Origin of the sequence: Protofrankia sp. CiP1_Cm_nod2 (genome assembly GCF_920664355.1) — a bacterium.
In the GTDB taxonomy this organism is placed as follows: Bacteria; Actinomycetota; Actinomycetes; order Frankiales; family Frankiaceae; genus Protofrankia.
On sequence record NZ_CAKKTL010000294.1, the window covers coordinates 1 to 5,656 of the forward strand.

Genomic DNA, 5,656 nt, shown 5'->3' on the forward strand with positions numbered 1-5,656 from the left:
GAGCCCGGCTCGGCGGGCCCGGGAGACGGCGGCGGCGCGGGGCTCGCTGGCGGCGGCGAAGGCGCGGGGCTCGCTGGCGGCGGTGGCGCCGCGGTCAGCCGCCCCAGCCGGTCCAGGGCGTCCGAGAGGTCCTTCTGCGCGTTGCCGTAGGCGGTGAAGTCGGGCGGGCTCTTGCGCAGCGCGTCCTGCCCGGCGGTGAAGGCGCGGTCGGCGTCGGCGATCGCCTGCCGGATCTGCGGGTCGTTCGTGCCGCCCGGCGGGGGGCTCTCCGGTCCCGTACCGCCGGTGCCGCCCGTACCGCCAGCACCGCCCGTGCCGCCGCCGGGCGTACCGCCGACGCTCGTGCCGAAGACCTGGCTCAACGCCTCGCCCAGGGTCGGCGCGAAACCGATGTTCTCGCCGTAGACGGCCGCCACCCGTTGCAGGGTCGGGTACACGGCGTTCTCCCGCGCCTGGACGTAGTACGGCTCGACGTAGAGCAGCCCGCCCGCCACCGGCAGGGTCAGCAGGTTCCCCTGGATGGTCCGGGAGCCCTGGCCGCGCAGCAGGTTGAGCTCCTGGGAGATCTTCGCGTTGGACTCGATGAGGTTCTGCACCTGGACCGGCCCGTTGATCGTGACGCCCTTGGGCAGCTGCAGGACCTGGAACTCGCCGTAGCTGCCGGGATCGCTCGACACCGCCATGTAGGCGGCGAGTTTCGACGACGCCCGCGCCAGCAGCGGGGAGGTCAGGTTGAAGGTGGGCTGCGACTGCCCGACCAGCTGGCTGTAGACGTAGAACGGCGGCTGTGTCTGGTTCTGGTCGTCCGGGGCCGGTGAGACCGCCCAGAAGTCCTCCTGTGAGTAGAACTCACGCGGATCGGTCACGTGGTAGGAGGCGAGGAGGTCCCGCTGCACCTTGAAGAGGTCCTCCGGGTAACGGAGATGGCTCAGCAGGGACGCGGGAATGTCGCTCTTCGGCTTCACGCTGCCCGGGAACGCCTTCATCCAGGTCTTCAGGACGGGATCCGCCTCGTCCCAGGCGTAGAGCGCGACGGTCCCGTTGTAGGCGTCGACGGTGACCTTCACGGAGTTCCGGATGTAGTTGACCTCGTTCGCGGCCTGGTTGGCCCGGTTGGCCACCCGGGTGGTCACCGCGTCCGCGGTCACCGAGCCGAGGGTGCGGCGCTGGGCGTAGGGGTATCCGTCGGTGGTCGTGTAGCCGTCGAGAATCCACGTCACCCGGCCGTCGATGACCGCGGGGTAGGGGTCGCCGTCCAGGGTCAGCCAGGGCGCGACCTTGCTCACCCGGTCCCGCGGGTTACGCACGTAGAGGATCCGGGAACTGTCGGTGATGTCGCTCGACAGCAGGATGTTCTTCTCCTGGAAGCGCAACGCGAACAGGGCCCGCCGGAACGTCGAGCCGACCGAGACGCCGCCGCTCCCGTTGTAGCTGGTCGTCGCCTGGCTGCCGGCGGCGTCGCCCGGCCCGTCGATCTCGGCCTGCCGGGTGCCGACGATCGAGTAGTCCGGGGACAGCTCGCCGAAGTAGACCCGGCTCTCCCGTACGTTCAGCGGGCCGGTCGGCGGCAGGTTCTGCTCGGTGAAGACCGGGCGTCCGGAGCTGTCGACGATGTTCGCCGGCGCCGCGACGAACCCCTTGCCGTGGGTGTACGTCAGATGCAGGTTGATCCAGTTCCGCTGCTGCGGCGCGAGACCGCCCTGGTCGAGCTCGCGGACGGAGACCACGTAGTCCTGGGTGCCGTCGCGCCCGTCGGCGCCGGCGATGGTGTAACGGTCGATGTCGAGCGAGGCCGGGAAGCCGTAGTAGCCACGGATCTGCTGGAGCTGGTCGTAGGTCGCGGAGAGCACGTTCGGGTCCAGCAGGCGCGCGTTGGACAGCGTCGCCGAGTCCGCGCCGAGCTTGGCCGTGTCGGGTGTGGTGGACGCGTCGTAGGGCTGCGGTCTTATCTGGTCGATCCCGTACGCGGCGCGGGTGGCCGCGATGTTCCGCGAGATGTAGGGCGCCTCCCGGGAGGCCTCGTTCGGCCGGACCTGGAACTGCTGGACGATCGCCGGGTAGATGCCTCCCACCACCAGGGCGGACAGCACCAGTATCCCGGCGGACAGCAGGGGCAGCGTCCATCCCCGCTGGAAGATGTTGTAGATGAACAGCACCGCGCACAGCAATGAGATGAACAACAGGATGAGCTTCGCGGGAAGTACCGCGTGCGTGTCGGTGTAGGAGGCCCCGCGCACCGCCCCGCGCGAGGAGAAGACCAGCCCGAAGCGGTCGAGGTAGTAGGCCCACGCCTTCAGCAGGGCCAGCAGGCCCAGCAGGACGGATATGTGCACCTTCGCCGCCGGCACCACCCGCTCGCTCTGCGTCTGCAGCCGGATACCGCCGAACAGGTAGTGCGTCACCAGCGTCACCAGCAACGACAGCACCACGATGGTCAGCAGGAAGCCGAGCAGGAAACGCTGGAACGGGTAGGTGAAGGCGTAGTAGCTGATGTCGCGGTGGAACTGGGCGTCCCGCTGCCCGAAGGACTCCCCGTTGCGCCACAACAGCCAGGTCCGCCACCGGCCGGACGCCGAGACACCCGCTACTATGCCGAACAGGATCGACACGCCGAACAGGATCAGCACCGCGTACGGTTCGATGCCGGCCCGGTAGCGCTCGAGATTCTGCTGTTCGAGGGAGAGCGGGCGCACCGAGGGCCGCAGCCGGTACGCGAGCAGCAGGTTGGCACCCACCGCGACGGCCATCAGCGCACCGAAGACGACGAACAGCAGTATCCGTGTCGACAGGACGGTGTTGAAGACCTTGCCGAAGCCGACCGACCGGAAGAAGAGCAGGTCGGTGTAGACCCGGGTGAAGACGCCGAGTAGAACGACCAGAACGATGAGCACGACCAGAGTGGGGATGAGGATGCGGGTACGCGCCACCAGTGGCCTGCGGGCTGCTGCCACTCGCTTCTCCTTGTGTCGGGGGCACACGACCAGGTTGTCCACCTGGAAGGCAACCTACGCCAGTGCCCGACTGGCACCATCGGAGAGGATGGGCTAGTGAGCAGCCCCGACATCAGTGAGTTGACATCCGTTGTGCTGGAGGTCGAGCGGCACGTGGCCGATCTGGGCTGGGACCAGCCCAGTCAGGTGTACGCGCTGGCGGACACGTCCGAGCTCGTCGCCCGCGAGCCGGCCCTGGCCGCGCACATCGGCCAGATCGTCCCCGGCTCGCTCACCCCGGTCGAGCAGGAGCCCCTGCCCCCCGGGCGCCTGGACGAGGTGCTGGCCGGCATCGGCTGGCCGCAGGAGGTCCTTGGCTGTGTCCTGGTCACCGAGCTCGTCGTGCTGCCCCCGAGCGCCGAGCAGGAAGCCCCCTACGAGGAGGCGGACATCGAGATCTGGGCGGCCAGCCATCCCGAGCGCCAGGACGTGCGGCTCGCGGTCGGGGTGACCCGCGACGGGCAGCACGCGTCCTGCCTGCGGGTACGCGGGGACGAGGAGCTGGTGGTCGACCCGGACCTCGCCGACGGCCTCGTGGACGGCCTGCTCGCGACCTTCCACTGACCGGCGCCTTTCCCTGACCGGAGGATCGTTTCCCGGCCGGGACAGGCCCACCGGCCGGTGTGTCCGTCAGGTGGCCGGCTTGCCGGCAGCCGTCACCCGCCGGGATGGCCGTGTCAACGGGTGAGGCTTCTCGGGCGGGCGCGGGCGCTCAGCAGCTGGGGACGTTCGCCTGGGGATTGTCGGCGAGGGCGTGCAGGTCGCCGATGGCGTCCTGCAACGTCTCGACCCGGATGAGCCGCAGGCCGCCCGGGGCGGACTCCCGGGCGTCCGCGCAGTTCCCGGCCGGGACGAGGAAGGCGACCGCGCCGGAGCGGCGGGCGCCGAGGAGCTTCTGCTGGATGCCGCCGATCGGCCCGACCGTGCCGGCGGCGTCGATGGTGCCGGTGCCCGCGATCGTCCGGCCGCCGGTGAGCTGTTCGGGCCCGAGAAGGTCGACTATGCCGAGAGCGAACATCAGCCCGGCGCTCGGTCCGCCCACGTCCTTGAGCCTGATCGTCACCGTGAACGGGTAGCTGCGCTTCTCGGTGGTGATGATCCCGATGACCGGCCGGGACGGGTCGTCCGGCGCGGGCACCGTCATGATGTCGGCCTGCGCGGGCGCGCCACCGTCCCGGACGTAGGAGATGGCCACCGCCTGCCCGGGGCGGACCCGCGCTATCTCGTCCCGCAGCTGCCCCTGCGTGGTGATGGCGGCGCCGTTCACGGACACGATCACATCGCCCGGCAGCAGCCTGCCCTCGGCGGGCGAGCGCGCACCGAGCTGGTAGACGACCACGGACGTCCCGGTCGCGGCGACACCGAGCTCGCGGAGAGCCGCGGCGGTCGCCTGGTCCTGCGAGTCGATCATCGCCGCGGTGTTCTCCTGGCGGATCTGCTCCTCGCTGGTACCCGGCGGCTGGACCAGCTCCCGGGGCACCACGGCCTGGTCGCTGCTGAGCCAGCCGCGGACCGCGCCGAGGACGTTGAGCCGGGGAATCTCCTCGACCGTCGTCAGCTCGAGCCGCCCCGAGGTCGGGTAGGTCTGCCGGCCCTCTATTTCGATCAACGGCTTGCCGTCGGTACGCCCGAGCGTGTCGGTGACCGGCCCGGGCGAGAGCAGCACGAACGGCACCGGCAGCCACAGCCCGACGACCACGAGCAGTAACGACAACGTGGACGCAACAACGAGTGTCTGGATACGCCGCGTCATGTTCGCAGTCTAGCGAGCTGACAAAAAAGTGATCACAAAAAAGTGGCATAACTGTGGCGCAACCGCTCGTGTGGCCCGCAACGGCCGGGCCCACACGGGCGGATCCGCCACGGGGCGGCGGCTACGGCGCGTCCGGCGACCGCGGGTCCGGCGGGCGGCCGCCGGCCCGGGACGCCCAGCTCCGGTCACGACTGGACGGATCATGGGACGAGTGCAGCGGCCGCGCCAGAGCGGCCATGCTGCGCCGGTAGCCCTCAACGGTGATCAGTGCTTCGGGCCGGCGTTCCGGGCGCGAGCGCAGGGCGAACCAGACAAGGGTGACCAGAACGGCGACAGGCGGGATGAGCAGGAACCACATGGCGGCCTCGGCGTCGAGACGGGGGAAGGGAGGCGACCTTCATGGTAAGCCACGCTCAGCAGGCTCCCACCCACTCCGACGAACCGTCCGCGAAGACCTGCCGCTTCCAGATCGGCACCTGGGCCTTGACCTCGTCAATCAGGCGACGACAGGCCGCGAACGCCTCGTCGCGGTGCGCGGCCCCCACCGCGACGACAACGGCGATGTCACCGATACCGAGTAGTCCCGTACGATGAGTGACGGCAACGGTGAGCACCGGGTACATGGCAGCCACATCGTCCGCCACGCGTGTGATCTCGGCGCCGGCACGCGGGTGGGCAGTGTACTCCAGTTCGGTGACCGCGCGCCCGTGGTCGTGATCACGTACCGTGCCCACGAAGAGCGCGACCGCCCCCACCCCGGGCTCGCGGACGGCCCGCAGGCACTCGTCGACCGACAGTTCCTCCGCCCGGACCGACGCGAGGACGACCCGTGGCGCACCCGGCCGACCGGCCGCGTCGCGGGCGGCGCGCCGCGGGCCGGGGCCAGCAGCCGGGCCGGGGCCAGCAGCCGGGC

The 5,656-nt window shown here is 70.4% G+C and carries 5 protein-coding genes; 1 reads left to right on the plus strand and 4 read right to left on the minus strand.

Going from position 1 to position 5,656, the window contains the following annotated elements:
• Positions 1–2,951, minus strand: a 2,951-nt coding sequence (locus NBW84_RS21940) for a UPF0182 family protein (RefSeq protein WP_250287009.1), incomplete at its 3' end; no start/stop codon positions are given.
• A 96-nt stretch (positions 2,952–3,047) separates the two neighbouring features.
• Here NBW84_RS21940 and NBW84_RS21945 point away from each other — a divergent pair.
• Complete coding sequence (locus NBW84_RS21945) at positions 3,048–3,554, plus strand: PPA1309 family protein (RefSeq protein ID WP_250287011.1); 507 nt, start codon at positions 3,048–3,050, stop codon at positions 3,552–3,554.
• Between the two features lie 148 nt (positions 3,555–3,702).
• Here NBW84_RS21945 and NBW84_RS21950 read toward each other — a convergent pair whose 3' ends face one another.
• From NBW84_RS21950 to NBW84_RS21960, 3 genes are all read right to left on the minus strand, one after another.
• On the minus strand, positions 3,703–4,743 hold the full coding sequence (locus tag NBW84_RS21950; RefSeq protein ID WP_250287013.1) for a S16 family serine protease: 1,041 nt from the start codon (positions 4,741–4,743) through the stop codon (positions 3,703–3,705).
• Between the two features lie 121 nt (positions 4,744–4,864).
• A complete protein-coding gene (locus NBW84_RS21955) occupies positions 4,865–5,101 on the minus strand; it encodes a hypothetical protein (RefSeq protein ID WP_250287018.1) in 237 nt (78 codons plus the stop codon).
• Between the two features lie 55 nt (positions 5,102–5,156).
• Positions 5,157–5,656 (minus strand): molybdenum cofactor biosynthesis protein MoaE (locus tag NBW84_RS21960; RefSeq protein ID WP_250287021.1); only part of this gene is annotated, 500 nt, incomplete at its 5' end.